A 15,259-nucleotide genomic window follows, 5' to 3' on the forward strand; every position below is an offset into this window, starting at 1 on the left:
CGTTCGGCCCGCAATCGAGGACGTCAGCGGAGCCGCCCCCTCCAGCGTCGCCGGGAACGAAGCACCCCCGGCGCCTGTGCCGGCAGAGCCGCCCTCGGCCGCGCCGCCCACGCCTGGACTGCCGCACCCTCCTGCGCAGGCCAGCGGTCCTCCCCCGGAGCGCAGCGGTCAGGACCGGCGCGGCGGCGGGATCGATCGCGAGCCCGCCGTGGCTCGCGTCCACGACGACGCGCGCGAACGGCGTCGGTGCCGCGATCGACCCCGATGACGAAGGTTCCGGTGCGCGTGACGGCCCGTGCGCTGGGTAAGGCAGGGGTAAGGATGAGCTCGGGCACAAATGTGAACGTTCACATCCTTGATGTCAATTCCAATCTGTCCGGCCGCGACTATTCTCCCGCCCCGATGGATGACAAGGAAGTCAAGGCGCCCACGGAGCGACGCGTCAAGAGAGGCGGGCGCCGGGCCGCGGTGATGGTCGACGTGGCCAAGCTCGCCGGGGTCTCGTACCAGACAGTCTCGCGGGTCCTGCACGACAGCCCGCACGTGCGCCGGGACACGAGGGAGCGCGTGCTCGACGCGATCCGCCAGCTCGACTACAGGCCGAGCTCGGTGGCGCAGGCGCTCGTCACCGGGCGGTCGAGGAAGCTGGGCGTGGTCAGCTTCAACACGACGCTCTACGGGCCGGCGTCGACCCTGCTCGGGCTCGAGGAGGCGGCGCACGACGCCGGCTACGGCGTCAGCATCGCCAGCCTGCGATCGCTCAGCCGCGCCCCGGTGGTGGAGGCGGTGCAGCGGCTGTGCGATCAGGGGGCCGACGGCATCGTCGTCATCGCCCCGCAGCGGTCGGCGGTGGACGCGCTCCGCCACCTCACCTCCGACGTCCCGGTGGTCGCCGTCGAGGGCGGGCCGGACGACCTCGTCCCCGTGGTCGCCGTCGACCAGCTCGGCGGCGCGGTGGCCGCGACCCGGCACCTGCTCGATCAGGGCCACCAGACGGTGTGGCACATCGCCGGCCCGACCGACTGGCTAGAGGCCGACCAGCGCCTCGACGGCTGGCGCTCGACGCTGCAGGCCGCCGGCGCAGAGGTGCCCCCTCCCCTGCGCGGCGACTGGAGCGCGCGATCCGGCTACGAGCTCGCCCCGAGGCTCGCGAGCACGCCGGGCGTGACCGCCGTGTTCGTGGCCAACGATCAGATGGCGCTCGGCGTGCTCCGCTACCTCCACGAGATCGGGCGCGAGGTGCCGCGGGACATCAGCATCGTCGGCTTCGACGACATCCCGGAGGCCGCCTACTTCACGCCGCCGCTCACGACCGTCCGCCAGGACTTCTCCGAGCTCGGGCGCCGGTGCCTCCACCTGCTGCTCGGTCAGATCGAGAGCGGCCAGCGCTCGTGGACGCGCGTCGTGGTCGAGGCCGAGCTGATCCTGCGCAAGAGCACCACGGTGCCCAGGCGCGGGTAAGCCCGCGAGGCCGGCGATCGCAGGAGCTCGCCTACACGCCTCGACCCCCGCGAGGCAGGTCGCGCGCGCGAGGCGCGTCACGCTCTAGGCGTGACGCCGCGCGCTCACCCGAACAGCCCCTCGACGGCCTTCGTCCGCTGGTCGTTGTCCCCCATCACGAGGTCCGGGGCGCCGAGGGCAGCCGCGCACGCCATCCACACGTCGTTGGTGGAGCGGAGGCCTCCGCCGCGGTTGTTCCACACCTGCCCGCCGCGCAGCTTGGTGTTCGCGCCGCCGAACAGCACCCACGGCATGTTGTCCCAGTTGTGGGTCCGGGTGCCGACCTCCGTGATGTACGGCACGAGCGTGCTGTCGAGCAGCTTGCCGCCGCCCACGTCCTCGGTCTCCGCGAGCTGCTGCAGAAAGCCGGCGACGAGGCGGGCGTAGAACTCTTCCACCCGCGTGAGGAACTCGAGCGTGTCGCGCGTATCGGGGTCGTGGCTCGTCGTGTGGTGCACCTTGTAGATGGAGGAGTCGGGCGGCCACAGCTCGCCGAAGCTCACGTGGTTGGTGCCCGGGGCCCACTGGAACGTGACCACGCGGGTCAGGTCGCAGCGGAGAGCCGCCTTGACCACCGCGAAGTGCAGGGCGCCGATGCGCGCGTGCTTCACGTCGTCGCGCTCGTTGACGACGTGCGAGCTGTTGTAAGGGTCGATGTGGCCGCTCACGTCGATCGTCTCGGGCTCCTCCGCGACGCCGCAGGACGCGGGGTCCCTCGGGTCCGCGTCGAACTCCTTCTCCACCTCGCGGATGGCGGCGGCGTGCGCGTCGAGCGTCTCTCGCTGCGAGCTCGGCGCGAGGCTCTCGAGGCGCTTGAGGTCCTTCATCGCGAAGTCGAGCACGCTCTTCTTCTCGAGGCGCGCCCGGGCCAGGGCGTCCAGGTTGTCGCTCGTGGGGCCGCCCGGCATCAGCGCGCCGAACACCCGCCGGTACGCGTCCAGCGGCTGGTAGTACGGCGTCATCGGCGCGCTCGCGCCCGAATAGGACATGTGGCGCGTCGACACCTCGGGCGTGTCGGCGCGCTTGTCGCAGGAGACCTGGAGCGACGCGATGGCCGTGCCCTGAAGCTCGGTCGACTGCCGCACGAGGAGCTGGTCGATGCTCGGCCCCTCGGCCACCGGATCGTCGCCGCCGTTGCCCGGATACAGCTTCTTGGTCCGCTGCCCGGTGGTCATCAGCACCGTTCCGCGCTCGTGGCCGCCGCCGACGGAGCCCTCGAAGGGCAGCTTCAGGTCGCGCATCACGACCATGCGATCCTTCATCGCCGCGAACGGGTCGAGGATGCGGGAGAGCGTGAAGTCGGTCCCGCTGCCTTGCGGCCAGAAGTTCTGGTACACGGTGCCTACCGGGCGCTGGATGATCAGGAGGCGCTTCGGCGCCGTCCCGCCCTCCGCGGCCGACTCGAGGCTCCTGAGCACCGTGACGAGGCCCGCGGCGGCGCCGATGCCTTGCAGGAAGCGTCGGCGAGACCATGCATACGACAGGTTGTAGCGCACTGTCATTTCTCCTTGGCGCGCTCGGTCAGCGCCGGCGAGGTCACGATGGCGTTCACGATGTTGGGTAGGGTCCGCTGGCCCTCCGGCAGCGCCGCGATCACGCGCTCGACCTGACAGTCGCGGGTCGAGAGCGCCTCGTCGTCCGTGCCGTACGTCACGAGGTGCCGCGCGACGCAGGCGGCGAACTCGTCGGTCTGCGCGACGGTGTCGGCGAACTCGACGGCGCTCGTGTAGACGCCATCGATGTCGCCCATGTTGGTCAGATCGACGCGCGCGTCGATGGGCTCCCCGTCGAGGGTATCCCGGTACCGACCGACGGGATCGTAGCGCTCGAGCAGCAGGCCGAACGCGTCGAACTGTTTGTGGCAGGCCGCGCAGGTGGCGTTCCCGGCCCGCGCTTCGGCGCGCTCGCGCTCGGTCATGTCGGCCTTGAGCAGCTCCTCGATCGCGCCCGCGAGCGCCTCCGGGGGCGAGGGGATCTTCCCCATGCAGAGCAGCGCGCCGCGCACGAAGAGCCCGCGCGCGACCACGCTCGTGTTGTCGGTCCGGGACAGCGCCGCGAGCAGGCCGGGCTGCGTGAGGATCCCGGCGCGCTCGTCGGCCGGCAGCGTGACCTTCGCGAACTCCTCCGGGGCGGCGCCCGTGTGCTCGACGCCGTAGACCTCGGCGAGCGGGCCGTTCACGAACGTCTCCCGCGTGGTGAGCAGGGTCGAGACGTCCGCGCCGCGGCTCCACAGGAGCTCGTCCAGGAGCAGCTCGGTCTCGTGGAACATGCTCGCCTGGAGCGCGGGGGTGTACTCGGGGAACAGCCCTGGGTCCTTGATCGTGCCGAACAGGTTGCTGAGCCCCCACGCGGCGATCAGCGTGGTGCTCAGGCTGCTGCGCGTCTCGGGCTTCTCGAGCAGGCGTTCGGTCTGGCGCTTCAGCTCCTCCGGGTCGTTCAGGGCGCCGGAGTCGGCGGCGGCGGCGAGCTCCGCGTCCGGCAGGCTGTCGGTGAGGAAGAACGCGAGCTCGCTGGCTGTCTCGTGCGCCGTGAGCTTGACCACGTCGCCGTTCGCGGCGCCGCCGAGCTCGGTGCGGTACGAGAACGAGGGCGACGCGAGGACGGCCTCGACAGCGAGCGAGACGCCGCGCGCGAGGCTCGTCTCTCGCCCGAGGCTGTACACCGCCCACAGGTTGTCGAGCTCCGTGGCCTCCATCGGCCGGCGGAACGCCCGCTGCGCGAACCGCGTCAGGAACTCCTTGGCGCAGGCGTCGTCGCCGCCGGCGGCGCAGCCGGTCACCTGCTCGAAGCGCCCCGCGAGGCTCTCGGCGGCATAGGCGGCCCGCGCGAGCCGCGCATGCACAAGGGACGTCCCGACCACGAGCCCCTTCTTGACGAACGGCTTCGTGCGCGCGTCCGGCGCCTGGTCCGGCTCGATGGCCTCGTCTCCCAGGAGATCCCGGATGGCGTTCGTGAACTGCAGGTCGGCGAGCAGCACGATCCGCCGTTCCAGCCGCGGACTGCACAGGCCGCTCTCGCCGCTCCCCGGCGGGTTCGAACCGCCGCCCGAGGCGGCCGTGCCGCCGCCCGAGGGGGTCGCGCCCGCGCCGATGTCGCCGATGCACCCTGCGACGAGGAGCGAAGCGCAGGCGGCGAGTCCGCGCAGTCGAGAGGCCACCTTGCTGTGAGTGGATGTTTCCACTTTCATTCGATTGCTCGCGACGCTCCGGCTGCAATGGTGAGTGGAAAAATTCATGATATCGGCTGCGCAATATCGGTCTTCACGGCACATGCGACCTCTGCCGAGAGCGCGCTCCGGGGCGGTCTGAACATCGCCCTGAGCGCCGGTCAGTAACGTCGGTCGATTCATACGATGCCTCCCGGAGATCCCGCCTTGTTGCCAGATCGACCATCGCGCGAGCTCGGGGGCGCAGGCGTTCGCCACCGGGCCATCGGGGATGCTCGCGTGAGCCGCACGAAGCGCGGCCTCACCGGGGCCGATGCGCGCCGGTGGCTGCTCCGCCTGCAGGAAGCCCCCTGCAGTCAAATGTGAACGATCACATGTGGTGTGTCAATGCGAATCGGCCCGTCATCCGCCCGGATCGAGGCGCATGGACGCAGGAACGGCGCGTTACAAAGGAGCCCGCGTGGTGCGGCCGCAAATGTGAACGTTCACAATAATGGGCAGGGGGCGCAGGGGGCGGCCCCCTACAGTGGGCAAGTCAGGGCGGGGACGATAGCGCACGTCCGCGCGCGCAGGGCAGTCCAGTCCCCTTCACTTCCCCGGCCGCTCGCGCTGCCCGGCGCCCTCGGGACACGAGCACGCGCAGGAGGAAGGCCCCTCTGTGAGCTCTCCCTCGTTCCAGTCGCAATACATCCATCCTACCGGGATGAAACCACAGACGCCGTCGAAGCGATGGAGCCCGATGGTCCCTCCGACCTCGCGATAGAGGAGGTGCAGGCGAACCGGCTCGAGCCTGTGGGGGCGCCGCGCCCGCGCTCACCGCCGGATGTTGTACTTGTCCAGCTTGTAGAGCAGCGCGCGCCGCGAGATGCCGAGCCGCTTCGCCGCGCGCGTCTGGTTGTTCCCCTCGGCGGCGAGCGCCTCCTCGATGCTCTTCTTCTCCAGCTCGGCGAGGCGCGCCGGCATCGGCCCGCCCTCGGCCGGCGCGCCCGCGCTGCCCGGCGCGCCCGCGCTGAGCGGCGCCGCGTCGCCCTCGACCACGGACGCGGGCAGGTGCTCGACCTCGATGACGCCGGCCTCGGCCAGCACCACGGCGTGCTCGACCGCGTTGCGCAGCTCGCGCAGGTTGCCGGGCCACGCGTGCGCCTCCAGCACCCGCATCGCGGCCGGCGCGAACCGCGGCGCCGGCTCGCCCATCCGACCGGCGACCTGGTGCGCGAAGCGGTGCGCGAGCAGCGCGATCTCGGCGCGCCGCTCGCGGAGCGGAGGGACGCGCAGGACGAACGTGCTGATGCGGTAGTAGAGATCCTGCCGGAACCGCCCGGCCGCCACCTCGGCCTGCAGGTCGCGGTGCGTGGCGCACACGACGCGCACGTCGAGCTCGATCTCCTGCGTGCCGCCGATCCGCGCCATGCGCCGGCTCTCGAGCACCCGCAGGAGCTTGGCCTGCATCGCGAGCGGCAGCTCGCCGACCTCGTCGAGCAGCAGGGTGCCGCCCTGCGCGGCCTCGAAATAGCCGATCTTGCGGCGGTCCGCCCCGGTGAACGCGGCCTTCTCGTGGCCGAACAGCTCGCTCTCGAGCAGCGTCTCGGGCAGCGCCGCGCAGCTCAGCCGCACGAACGGGCCCGCGGCGCGCGGGCTCGCGCGGTGGATCTGCTCGGAGACGACCTCCTTCCCCGCCCCCGTCTCGCCGAGGACGAGCACCGTCGTCTGGGCGCGCGCGAGGCGCTGCACCACCTGGAAGACCTTCACCATCGCCTCGTCCGCGACGACGAAGCCGGCGCCGAGACCGGACGACGGGCCCTCCAGGGCCGCCGGCGCTGAGCTCGACGGCGGCGCCTCGACGGGCGCGGGCGCGGCGATCGCGACGACGATCTCGGCCGGGCCGACGCGGATCACGTCGCCGCCGGCGAGGGCCCGCTCGGCCCCGCGCACGACGGCGCCGTTCACGGAAGTGCCGTTGCGGCTCCCGAGGTCGGCGAGCGCGAGGGCGTGGCCCCGCCGCGCGATGCGGGCGTGGTTGCGCGAGACGCGGGCGTCGTCGAGGCAGACCGTGGACTCCGGCGCGCGGCCGATCGCGACGACGTCGCCGTCGGCCATGTCGATCACCCGCGCCGCCCCGTCGCCGGCGCGCACGATCAGCGACGCCTGGCCCTGCGGCGCCCGATCGCCGGGCGCGCCCTCCGCGGCCTCGAGCTCGGTCGCGAGCTCGGCCCCGACGGGCGGCGGCTCCGCCCCGGGAGGGGCTGCCTGTCGACGAGGATCTCGCTCCGCCATGCCGTTCGAAGGTTGCGCAACTGTACGACGTTTGCGCAACGATCAGCAACGGCGCCGCGCAACGCCGCGGGAAGCGCGCCGTGCGCGCGCTGGTCCCCGCCTTGCAATGCGTCTCCAGCGCGCACGGAGACGAGAGGCGGGAGCCGCCGTCGCCGGGAGCCATCGCGGAGATCGCGCGCCTTGCTGCGCGTCGCGCCGACGTGCGCCGAGCTTCACCAACGACGAGCACCACAGGAGCAGAGACCATGACTTATTCCATCCGACCGGCGTCCGTCCTCGCGATCCGCAGCGCCATGCGCCATGCCCTCGTGTGCCTGACCGCGACGATCGCGGCCGCCGGGTGCAGCTCGGATCCGGGCGCCGACGCGGAGGTCACCTCGGCGGCGAGCGGCGACGCGGTGACGGGCGGATTCACGATGACGTGCTCCAGGTTGACGGTGAGCCGGGGCAAGATCGGCGCAGGGCAGACGGCCGCCGCGCTCGCGACGGCGGATCTCACCGGCGAGCAGGACGTGTGGAGCAAGTACGTCGAGTTCGCGCCCCGCACGAGCGCCACGTGCGAGTACGCGCTCCCCGCCGGCACGTCGGCGGCGCAGCTCGCGTCCCTCGCGCTCGGCGTGAACTACCGCGGCCCGGTGAAGGCGGACATGCGCTGGACGTTCGAGGCGTGGGACGCGGCCGCCGGCGCCTGGGTCCCGGTCGGCGACAACACGTTCGCGGGCGACTGGTCCTGGACGAGCGCGAGCCTGAACCTGCCCGCGCCCTATCAGCGCTTCGTGTCGGGCGGGGGCCTGAAGATCCGGTATGCCACGACCAGCTCCGCCGACAGCTCGATGCTCGACCAGCTCGTCCTCACGGGCACGAGGAGCGGCAGCACAGGCACCGGCGGCACTGGCGGTAGCGGCGGCGGCACCGGCGGTAGCGGTGGCACCGGCGGCACCGGCGGCACCGGCGGCGCTGGCGGTAGCGGTGGCGGCACCGGCGGCACCGGCGGCACCGGCGGCGCTGGCGGTAGCGGTGGCGGCACTGGGGGCACCGGCGGCGGCGGCAGCACCGGTGGCGGCGTCTGGGTCCCCGCGCCGGGGACGACCTGGCAATGGCAGCTCACGGGCACCATCGACACCAGCCTGGATGTCGCGATGTACGATATCGACCTCTTCGACACCCCGCAGGCGACGATCGACGCGCTCCGCGCGGCCGGGAAGAAGGTGGTCTGTTACTTCAGCGGCGGGAGCTACGAGGACTGGCGCAGCGACGCGTCGAAGTTCCCCGCCGCGGCGCTCGGCAACGCGCTCGACGGCTGGCCGGGCGAGCGGTGGCTCGACACCCGCAGCGCCGCCGTGCGCGACCTCATGAAGGCGCGGCTCGACCTGGCAGCGCGGAAGCGCTGCGACGGCGTGGAGCCCGACAACGTCGACGGCTACCAGAACAACCCCGGCTTCCCGCTGACCGCGGCGACGCAGCTCGACTACAACCGCTTCCTGGCCGCCGAGGCGCACGCGCGCGGGCTGTCCATCGGGCTGAAGAACGACCTCGATCAGGTGAGGGATCTCGTGGGCAGCTTCGACTGGGCGCTCAACGAGGAGTGCTACGCGTACGACGAGTGCGACATGCTCACGCCGTTCATCCGCGCCGGAAAGGCTGTCTTCCACGCGGAGTACGCCGACGCGTCGCAGGCGAACGCCGTCTGCGCGGCGACGAAGCCGCTCGGGCTGTCGACGGTGATCAAGCGGCTCGACCTCGACGCCTGGCGCATCGCCTGCCCGTGATCAGGCACGGCGCTGCCGCGCTGGCCGCGCCCCCGCGGCCAGCGCGCGCCGGATCAGCCGCTCACTCGCCCACGACCTCCAGGGTCTGCGCGCCGGCGAAGCTCTGCTGCTCCGGCTGGTAGTACGGGTGCGCCTCGGCGCCGCCGTCCTCCGCCTTCACCGGCATGGTCGCCTGCAGCCGGTAATTGAAGCCGGCCACGCCGCTCGCGGCGATCTCCTTCACGTACAGGATGAGCTGCTTGCCCGTGATCTCGAACTTCGAGAGCTGGCCCGCGTCGATGTACGCCTGGAGATCCTCGGTCAGGACCTGGAAGCCGGGCGGGAGCCCGACGGTCACGAGGACCATGTTCTGCGCCGCGTCCGTCGCGTTCTTCACGCTCACCGACGCGGTCACGATGTCGTTCACGTAGAGCGACGTCTTGTCGTAGCTCACGCTGACCGCGAGCGGCCCGCCCCCGTCGCTCGGCACCGCGCTCCACGGCAGGTTGTGGCGGCCCACCACGTTGTAGCTGAGCTTCCCGTCCCCCTCGAAGGCGAGCGTGACCTCGTGCGCGCCGGCGGTCGCGAGGCGCGTGAGGTCGACCGTGGTCATGACGTCGGCCTGGTCCTCGCGCAGCGAGACCGTGCCCGCCGGCTCGCCGTCGACCGCGATGGTCAGCGAGCCGGTCGCGCCCTCGGTCCCCTTGCTCGCCGCGAGGAGCAGGGTGCGCAGGCTCCAGATCGTCGCCTGGGTGGAGCCGAAGTTGCCCATCGAGTCCTTCGACTGCGTCAGGAACTTCACGCCGCCGTCGGCGCTCGACCGGTGAGCGTCCGCCGAGAGCAGCGCGTGCGCCGCGAGCGCGGTGGTCGTGACCTTCGCGTCGTCGCCGTATTCGTAAAACGACGTCTGCGTGCCGCCGTCATCCCAGAAGATCACATCCCCATCCAGCGTCTTGCGGTCGTCCAGGGCGTCGAGCACCCGGTCCGTCAGCGCGCCGGAGGGGTCGGCCACCGCGAGCGCGTTGGCCACGATCGCCAGCGTGTACAGGTCGTCGGTGGCCGGCTGCACCGCCCTGCCCAGGTAAGCGAGCCCCGCCGCGACCTGCGGCCCCGTGTACCCCGCGCTCGCCAGCGCCCAGAGCACGAAGGCGCTGTTGCGGAGCGTGCCCGTGTGGAAGCTGAAGAACTCCGTCTGATCGCCCTCCCACGTGCCGTCCGCCTTCTGCTGCCCAGCGAGCCAGGCGACCGTGCGGGCGAGCATCGCCTCGTCCACGGCGTGTACCTTGATCATGTCGGCGAACTCCATCACGCCGAACGCCGTGACCGACAGGTACGGGTGCCCGTCCTGCTCGCCGAACCACGAGAAGCCGCCGCCGGCGTGCTCGAAGGTGAGCAGGCGCTGGTAGCCCGCCGAGATCAGCGACTCGGCCTTCATCTGGATCTCCGGCGTGATCTGGCCCGTCTGCTTCATGTACTGCGTGACGAGCACGTTGGGCCAGGTCGTCGAGGTGGTCTGCTCGAAGCAGCCCGACGGGACCTGGAGCATGCTGTCCATGCCGCTCACGACCTGCGACAGGAACGCGGGGTAGACCTCGACGTAGAGCTGATTCGAGCCGGCGACCGCGCCCTCGGGGAACGACAGCGCGTGGGTGACGCTGCCCGTCTCGAGCATGCCCGACCGGTTCTCGGCGACCGGCTTGCCGTCCGGGACCACGCGCACCGTGCGCGCCACGGCGTCGGCGCCGTCCGTGCCCCGCGCGGTGACCGTGAGCGAGTTGACGCCCACCGTGTCCACGCGCACCGGGAACCGGACGCCGCGCACCTCGCCGGGCGCGAGCGACACCTGCGTCGACGTCGCGCCGAGCGCCGTGTACCAGCTCCCGGGATCGAGCGTGAGATCGACCGTCTGCGGCGCGTCGAGGTAGTTGTACACGGCGATCGGGAACTCCACCTCATCGCCGCGCGTCAGCGTGGCAGGGAAGTTCACGTCGACGAAGAAGTCCTGGAACACCTTGAAGCCGCTCTGCACGCCGCCGAGCTTGCCGTCGGCCGAGTTCGCGAGCGCCGAGAGCCGCCACTCGGTGATGCTGTCCGCGAGCGGGATGCTCAGCGTCGCCGTGCCGTCGGCGCTCGTGATCACGCTCGGGTTGACGTACAGGGTCTCAGGGAACTCGCGCCGGACGCGCGGGCCGCCCTCGCCGCTCCCGTCGCTGGGGTCGCTGGGGGGGCCTCCCGTGCCGCCGCCCGCGCCGGACGCGGCGCCGCCCCAGTTGCCATCGCCGGCGGCGGGGCCCCCTTCTTCTGCCCACCAGTCCTGCGATTGCACGGTGACCCCGAGCTCGTCGAACGTGAACGCGACCGAGGCGTCATCCTGGCTCTGCGCCACCTCGTCGGGCCCCGAAGACTGCAGCGAGAGCCCGCCCGAGCCGGTGGCGATCCGGTAGGCGTTGCCCCACACGTCGTAGGCCTCGAAGCGCTCGGTGACCCGCCTCCCGAGCAGATCGGCGTACGGGCTCTGCTCCGCCGCGCAGAAGAACTCGCTCGACTTGCAGCCGAGCGCCTCCAGGTCGGCCACGGCGTTCGCCGTGGCCTCCGCGAGCGCGGGCTGGAGCGCGCCCCTCTGGCGCGCGTGGAACGGCGCGAGCTCCTGCTGCACCTTCGCCAGCACGGCGGGCCAGGTGCGCGCCTGGAGGCCGGTGACCGACGTGCCGGCGAGCGCGGCGAGCGAGGCCTGCGTGGTGCGCTGCGCGGCCTCGGCCTGCTCGGGATCGTCGCTCGCGGTCGCGCTGAACAGGAGGTTCTGGAGGTTCGCCGACGGGCCGCGGATCTGGTAGCTCGGCTTCGCGAACTCGTCCTCCAGCTCGAAGTAGGTGCGGAGCAGCCCGGGCTGGGCGTCGACCAGCGCGAACACGGCCTGATCGACCACCTGGATGCCGACCGCGGCGACCTTCGGGTTGCCCGCGTCGTCCTTGACCGAGAACCGCAGCGTCGCCGTCTCGCCCGGCGCGTACAGCGGTTTGTCGGCGTCGACCTCGATGCTGAGCGCCGAGTCGCCGCGCGCGAAGACCGTGCGGCCCGAGCGGACCAGGTTGCCGTCGTCGTCGACCAGGTACGCCTCGACGCGGTTGCTGCCGAGCAGCCCGGCGTCCACCGGCATGCTGAAGCGGGCGCGCCCGCCCTCGAGCTCGAGCGACCGCATGTCGACGGCCTGACCGTCGTTGAGCCAGTCGACGTAGACGCTGCCTGTCTCCTCGCTCGACTCGACGACGACCTCGATCGTCTCGCCCGCCTCGTACACGGCGCGATCGGTGCGCACGATCAGGTGCTCGCGGCCCGACTGCGCCGTGAAAGAGAACGACTGCTCCACCGTCCGGCCCCCCACCTTGGCCCGGGCCGTGAAGGCGACGCCCGTCGAGCCGAGCGACGGAGTGTAGGTCGCCGAGGCCTGGCCGAACGCGTCGGTGCGCGCGTTGAGCCGCCTCCCGCCCGGCACCTCGATGGTCGCGTCGGTGTCGGGTAGAGGCTCCCCGAGCGGGTCGGTGACGAAGAGCAGCAGGGTGTTCGGAACCCCGGGGACGAGCTCGCGCCCCTCGGGCACGAGCACGAGAGAGGCCACGTCCGCGGCGACCTTCACCGGGATCGCCTTCGTGACCTCCTGACCCGCCGTGTCGGCCACGGTGACCGTGAGCGTCACCGCCGCGTCGCCCTGCTCGAGCGGCAGGCCCGCGAGGCTGTGCGGCAGCGTCAGGGTGAACCCGTAATGCCCCTCGGCGTCGAGCTCGCCCAGGATGCGCTGGAACGTCGTTTGACCGACGTCCAGCGACGCCGCCTCGATGGTCACGGCGCCGCCGGCGACGGTCTTGCCGAAGAAGTAGCGCGCGTCGATGGTGCCTGTCAGCGTGTCGCCCGCGCTGTACCAGGGCTTGTCGGTCTTGACGGCGACCTCGAACTTCGGGAGCGCGTATTGCCCCACGGTGACGGTCTTCTCGGTCGTGATCTCGCCGCTCACGACGCGGACCTTGAAGTCGCCGACGTTCACGATGGAGCCGATCCGGAACGTGGTGGCGGCGGCGCCGAACGCGTCGGTCACGACGGCTTTCTTGAAGATCTTGTTGCCCTTGCCGTCCTCCACCTCGAAGGTGACCGACGTGCGGGCGAGCGGCTCGTTGTTCCCCCGCTCGAGCGCGAGCCCGCGGAGGTGGATGGTCTGACCGGGTTTGTAAAGAGGCTTGTCGGTGGTGAGGAGCAGCTTCGGGCCGGGGCCCTCGACGGTGACGCGCTCGTCGATGAGCGCGCTCACCCCGAAGCCGTCCGCCCGCGCCGAGACGGGGTGCTCGCCGATCGCGCCGGGCTCCACCTCGAACACCGCCGCGCCCAGCGCGTCGGTCGTCCCGCGGAGCTGCCGCGCCGCGTCCCCCTCGCCCACGGAGAGCTCGACCTCGACGTCGGGCACCGCCGCGTGGGTGATGGCGTCCGTCGCGCGCACGCGGTAGCTCGCGGGGCGCCCGCGCACGACGCGCGCCGGCCCCTCGAGCTGCACGTCGTAGGGCGGGATCACGCGCAGAAGGCTCCGGGTCACGAGCAGCCCCGCGTCCGATCCGTCGTCGATGCGGACGAGGTACCGCGCGAGCCCCGGCTGCGCGCTCACCGAGGGCGCCTTCAGGCGCGCCTCCGCGGTCGCGGCGGCCGCGCTCGCGACCTCGACGTCGACCTCGGTCGTGCCTTGTTCCCTGTCCGCGTCGAGGTCGACGAGCGTGACGCGCAGGTGGCCCCGGATCGCCCCGGCGGTCAGGTTGCGCACCGGGATCTGGAGGCGGAGGTCGCCCCCCTCGATCACGCCCCGGAGCTTCGCCTCATCGACCTCGATCAAGCCGTTCTGCGGCCTGTCAGGACGGCCAACGCCCGTCGTCGGCGGCGCCTCGTCCGAGGAGCAAGCCCCCGACGACACCACGCCCGCCAGCGCGAGCGCGGCGAGCACGTGAAGGGAACTCCACCGTCGGCGGGTTGCATTGAAGCGTACGCGCATAAGTCCAGTCCTCCCGAAGGCGCTGGCACACATCCAGCGGCCGGCCCGTAGGTTGCATCCGGCGTACCAGGACCAGAAAGCAGCAATTTCGCGGGAATAGACGCAGCTCGGGTACGCGGGTGTGCCACGGTGTGCCCGGGATCCGGCTCATCCGGCCCCGCTTCCGGCGCGCCGGGCCCCGTCGGCCGACGAGAGAGCACGACTGGCCCCGTCCTCACCGTAACTCGAGATCTCCTGTCGTCATGGACAATGTCCATGACATCACGTCATCGTCGCTCCCAGCGAAGCTCCCGGCGCACCGCGGGACACGCCGTGAGCACGCGACGACTCTCGACGTCGCGGTCACGCGGTCACGCGGTCACGCGGTCACGCGGTCACGCGGTCACGCGGTCACGCGGTCACGCGGTCACGCGAGCGCCGGCCTGCCCTGGAGCCTCCAGGATGGGGCCGCCCGGCGCCGCCCTTCGCCTTCGTCTGCGAGACCGTCTGTGACCGGCGGCAGGCAAAGCGCGTGTCTTCGTGCGCTGCTGGCGGGCTCTGCGCTCGAGCCTCGAGTCGCCGGTGCTCCACTGGACATCGGCGCCGGCCCGTCTCAGGCTCTCGATCGAGCACGAGGCTCGTCGTCCGAGGAGGAATCATGCAGATCGACTTCGATATGCCCGTGGTCGCTGGCGGCGGTCTCGAGGCCGGCGTCCTCGACCGCGTGTTGGTCGACCGGGAGCGAGGCATCGTGACCCATGTGGTTCTCCGCTCACCGCTGGCGAGCGAAGAGCTGCTGGTACCGATGGACCTCGTGCAGGGCACGGCCGGGGGGCGCCTCCAGCTGCGCCCGGGTCGAGACGAGCTCATGGCGCTACCTCGGTACTACGAGGGACGGACGACGGCGCAGCCGGCGGGGCGCGTCGACACCTCGCTCGTCCCGCAGCCGCCCGAGCGCAGGCAGGAGCTGGAAGAGGCGCTGGGGGTCACGGACGATACGGTCGAGCTCGGCCCCGAGACGCGGGTGATGACCGCCGACGAGGCCGAGGTGCAGCTCGTGGGGGTCGGCGCGAACGACCCCGGCAACGACATCTCGCGGCTCCACGTGCGCGGCCCCGCGGGCGCCGAGGCCGACTTCCCCGCCTCGTGGATCAGCGTGATGCGCGAGGACGTGGTGGCGCTGACGGTGACGCGGGACGAGGTCCTCCAGGTGCATCCAGCGCCGAGGCGCCGGGACGGGAACCTCGCGGACCTCGAGGGGCTCTCGGGCATGGGCGGGCTCGACGGCGACACGCCCGAGGAGGTGTTCGGCGAGGACTTCGTCGACGAGCTGCGCGGCAAGGGCGGCATGGTCCTCAACGTGCCCGGCACCAGCGGCCCCGCCGGCGAGGCCATCGACAACCGCGTCGCAGAGCCCGTCGACGCGGGCGCGGCGGCCGGCGCGGAGCGGCGCCACCCCTCCCGGTGATCGCGCGGTGCGCTCGCGAACGGCGATCGCGCCGCCCCGACGCTCCTCCCGGACTGCGCTCCTCCGCGGCGCCGTGAGTCGATATCCGGGATCGGTGG

7 protein-coding genes are annotated in these 15,259 nt (G+C 72.0%); 3 read left to right on the forward strand and 4 right to left on the reverse strand.

The features are described 5' to 3' along the window. Nucleotides 1-402 precede the first annotated feature (402 nt). On the forward strand, nucleotides 403-1,461 hold the full coding sequence (locus WME96_RS21235; protein ID WP_437291911.1) for a LacI family DNA-binding transcriptional regulator: 1,059 nt from the start codon (nucleotides 403-405) through the stop codon (nucleotides 1,459-1,461). Between the two features lie 104 nt (nucleotides 1,462-1,565). Here WME96_RS21235 and WME96_RS21240 read toward each other — a convergent pair whose 3' ends face one another. The 3 genes from WME96_RS21240 to WME96_RS21250 all read right to left on the reverse strand — a co-directional run bounded on the left by WME96_RS21240 (nucleotide 1,566) and on the right by WME96_RS21250 (nucleotide 6,940). Then, entirely contained in the window at nucleotides 1,566-3,002 is a 1,437-nt protein-coding gene (locus tag WME96_RS21240) for a DUF1552 domain-containing protein (protein ID WP_437291912.1), read from the reverse strand. Beyond that, complete coding sequence (locus WME96_RS21245; RefSeq protein ID WP_437291913.1) at nucleotides 2,999-4,657, reverse strand: DUF1592 domain-containing protein; 1,659 nt, start codon at nucleotides 4,655-4,657, stop codon at nucleotides 2,999-3,001. Before WME96_RS21245 ends, WME96_RS21240 begins: the two co-directional genes overlap by 4 nt. 822 nt (nucleotides 4,658-5,479) lie before the next feature. Further along, nucleotides 5,480-6,940: a sigma 54-interacting transcriptional regulator gene (locus tag WME96_RS21250; RefSeq protein ID WP_437291914.1), complete on the reverse strand. Its 1,461-nt coding sequence runs from the start codon at nucleotides 6,938-6,940 to the stop codon at nucleotides 5,480-5,482. A gap of 245 nt (nucleotides 6,941-7,185) precedes the next feature. Here WME96_RS21250 and WME96_RS21255 point away from each other — a divergent pair, with 245 nt between their 5' ends. Then, nucleotides 7,186-8,709, forward strand: a complete 1,524-nt coding sequence (locus WME96_RS21255; protein ID WP_437291915.1) for an endo alpha-1,4 polygalactosaminidase — start codon at nucleotides 7,186-7,188, stop codon at nucleotides 8,707-8,709. A gap of 61 nt (nucleotides 8,710-8,770) precedes the next feature. Here WME96_RS21255 and WME96_RS21260 read toward each other — a convergent pair whose 3' ends face one another. Continuing rightward, entirely contained in the window at nucleotides 8,771-13,666 is a 4,896-nt protein-coding gene (locus tag WME96_RS21260; protein ID WP_437291916.1) for an MG2 domain-containing protein, read from the reverse strand. A gap of 685 nt (nucleotides 13,667-14,351) precedes the next feature. On the opposite strand from WME96_RS21260, the gene WME96_RS21265 reads away from it, so the two are divergent. Then, nucleotides 14,352-15,161, forward strand: coding sequence for a hypothetical protein (locus tag WME96_RS21265; RefSeq protein WP_437291917.1), 810 nt, complete (start codon nucleotides 14,352-14,354; stop codon nucleotides 15,159-15,161). Nucleotides 15,162-15,259 lie beyond the last annotated feature (98 nt).

The sequence above is a fragment of the Sorangium sp. So ce406 genome (assembly GCF_051474675.1).
Classification (GTDB): domain Bacteria; phylum Myxococcota_A; class Polyangia; order Polyangiales; family Polyangiaceae; genus Sorangium; species Sorangium cellulosum_G.

Excerpts from the sequence above, each read along its gene's own strand:
- WME96_RS21240 (WP_437291912.1), bottom strand. The coding sequence starts at position 3,002 with ATGACAGTGCGCTACAACCTGTCGTATGCATGGTCTCGCCGACGCTTC.
- WME96_RS21255 (WP_437291915.1), top strand. The coding sequence starts at position 7,186 with ATGACTTATTCCATCCGACCGGCGTCCGTCCTCGCGATCCGCAGCGCC.
- WME96_RS21235 (WP_437291911.1), top strand. The coding sequence starts at position 403 with ATGGATGACAAGGAAGTCAAGGCGCCCACGGAGCGACGCGTCAAGAGA.
- WME96_RS21265 (WP_437291917.1), top strand. The coding sequence starts at position 14,352 with ATGCAGATCGACTTCGATATGCCCGTGGTCGCTGGCGGCGGTCTCGAG.
- WME96_RS21250 (WP_437291914.1), bottom strand. The coding sequence starts at position 6,940 with ATGGCGGAGCGAGATCCTCGTCGACAGGCAGCCCCTCCCGGGGCGGAG.